A 2,529-nucleotide genomic window follows, 5' to 3' on the forward strand; every position below is an offset into this window, starting at 1 on the left:
GTCGAGCCGGCTGAGCCGGCCGACCGTCACCGGGCCGACGGCCCCGGCACGCCGGGCGGCGGCGGTGGAACGGCCGGCGGCGGCGCGTAGCATCCACGCCCATGGCGCGGATCCGCTGTGACTTCTTCTCCGAGGCGCTGGGCGTGGGGACGTCGATGACGGTGCTCCTGCCGGAGCGCACCTCGACGCAGATCGGCATGGCCGGCGCGCCCCGGCCGGCGATCCGCCGGTGCTCTACCTCCTGCACGGCCTGACCGACGACGACACCGTCTGGACCCGGCGTACCGCGATCGAGCGGTACGTCGCGCCGCTGGGCCTGGCCGTGGTGATGCCTCAGGCGGGGCGGAGCTTCTACGCCGACGAGGAGCACGGCAACCGCTACTGGACGTTCCTCACCGAGGAACTGCCGCAGGTGTGCCGGTCGTTCTTCCGGCTCTCCGAGCGCCGGGAGGACACCTTCGTCGCCGGCCTGTCGATGGGCGGGTACGGGGCGGTGAAATGGGCGCTGCGCCGACCGGACCGGTTCGCCGCCGCGGCCAGCCTCTCCGGGGCGCTGAACGTGGCCCACCGGCGCGACCACCCCACCCGGCCGGTCGATCCGACCGTGTGGCACACCGTCTGGGGTGACCGGGACGTGCCGGGCGGCGACGACGACACGGTGGCGTTGCTCGGCCGGGCCGACGCCGACCTGCCGGCGCTCTACGTCGCCTGCGGCACCGAGGACTTCCTCCACAAGGACAACGTGCGCTTCGTCGAGGCGGCACGGGCCCGGGACGTCCCGGTCACCGTGGACTTCTCCCCCGGCGACCACGACTGGGCGTACTGGGACGACAAGATCCGCGACGTGCTGGCCTGGCTGCCGCTGCCCGGCGCGGGACCGACCGGTGCCGAGGCCCCGCCGGCGGGCAGCGCCCGGCACTGAGCCGGGACGCCGCACCGGCGACGGGGTCGCCGGGCGGTCACGCCCCGACGGAGCCGTCGATGCCCTCGCGGAGGAAGTCGGCGTGGCCGTTGTGCCGGGCGTACTCGTGGATCATGTGCAGCATCACCAGCCGCAGTGAGACGTCCTCACCCCACCGCGCCTGGTGCCCGGTGACGTCGAGGGACTCGGCCTCCCGCTCGATCCGGCGGGCGTGCTCCACCTCCCGCTGCCACACCTCGAACGCGTCCGCGCCGGTCGAGCCGGTCGGGTCGTACGCCTCCTGGAAGTCGCCGGTCTCCGACCAGATCAGCGGCACGTCCTCGGCGTCGATCACCCGGCGGAACCAGGTCCGCTCCACCTCGGCCATGTGCCGCAGCAGGCCGAGCAGCGTCAGCGTCGAGGGCGGCATGGACCGACGCCGCAGTTCCTCGTCGGACAGCCCCTGGCACTTCATCACCAGGGTCGCCCGGTGGAAGTCGAGGAACGCGCGCAGCGTCTCCCGCTCCCCGGCGCGCAGCGGCGGGCCGATCCGTTCCATCTCCACAAGGGCTCCTCGGACTCGGTCGACGGGACGGCGGTGACCGGCCCGTCGACGGTTGGCAGGGGTCGGCGAGAAGCCTAGTCTCGGCAGATCGATCCACCCTCGAAGGGATCATGAGATGCCTCCCCACCTCACCCGATCCGCGCTGGTCGCCTCGGCGGTCACCGCGGCGCTGGTCGCCGGCGGCACGACCGCCTCGGCCGCCGGCGACCCCTACGGCCACACCGCCACCGCGACGGTCTTCGCACCCAACCCGGTGCAGCAGCTCGGCGACCAGTCGCTGACCGACCAGAAGGACGCCGACTACGCCGCCCTGGCCGGGGCGTACCGGTCGGTGACACTGACCAACCTGGACGGCTCCGGCACCCTCACCGGCCGGTACGTGACGGTCAAGAGCAAGACCGGCACGCCCGCCCGGGCGGTTGCCGGCGGCTACCCGGCCTGGCACCGCGACGCCGACCAGTTCGAGCAGGTGATGGGCTACCACTGGGTGAACACCGCCCAGGCGTACCTGCAGTCGCTGGGCTTCGGCAGCACGCTGCGCCCGGTCAACCAGCGGCAGATCGAGCTGCGCATCGACCAGTACGGCGGCGACAACTCGTTCTTCCGCGAGGACAAGGCGAACATCACGCTGGGCAAGGGCGGGGTGGACGACGCCGAGGACGCCGAGGTGATCGTCCACGAGTACGGCCACTCGGTGCAGGACGGACAGGTCCCCGGCTTCGGCACCACGCTGGAGTCCGGCTCGATCGGCGAGGGCTTCTCCGACTACCTGGCGGTGGTGGTGACCAGCTGGGCCACCGGCACCCCGACCCGCACCCCGGAGGCCTGCGTGGCCGACTGGGACGCGGTCTCCTACACCCGTACCGCGCCGCACTGCCTGCGCCGGCTCGACGAGGCGAAGGTCTACCCGGGCGACGTGCAGGGCGAGGTGCACGCCGACGGCGAGATCTGGTCCGCGGCGCTGTGGGACATCCGCGCCGCCCTGGGTGACCGCCGCGCCACCACCGCCATCGTCGAGGCGCAGTTCGACTTCGCCGCCGACACCACGTTCCGGGACGCGGCG

The 2,529-nt window shown here is 73.1% G+C and carries 2 protein-coding genes and 1 pseudogene; 2 read left to right on the plus strand and 1 reads right to left on the minus strand.

Going from position 1 to position 2,529, the window contains the following annotated elements:
- The first annotated feature begins 101 nt into the window (after positions 1-101).
- Positions 102-922: pseudogene (locus JNW89_RS34325) on the plus strand (alpha/beta hydrolase).
- Positions 923-959: 37 nt separating this feature from the next.
- On the opposite strand, the gene JNW89_RS34330 reads toward JNW89_RS34325, so the two are convergent.
- Positions 960-1,460, minus strand: a complete 501-nt coding sequence (locus tag JNW89_RS34330; protein WP_238452201.1) for a DinB family protein — start codon at positions 1,458-1,460, stop codon at positions 960-962.
- A gap of 121 nt (positions 1,461-1,581) precedes the next feature.
- Here JNW89_RS34330 and JNW89_RS34335 point away from each other — a divergent pair.
- Positions 1,582-2,529: M36 family metallopeptidase (locus JNW89_RS34335; RefSeq protein WP_238452202.1), on the plus strand; the 948-nt coding region annotated here is incomplete at its 3' end.

This window comes from Micromonospora sp. 4G55, from assembly GCF_016803375.1.

Bases quoted from the DNA above. Each gene is read 5' to 3' on its own strand.
- JNW89_RS34330 (WP_238452201.1), bottom strand. From the start codon at position 1,460: ATGGAACGGATCGGCCCGCCGCTGCGCGCCGGGGAGCGGGAGACGCTG.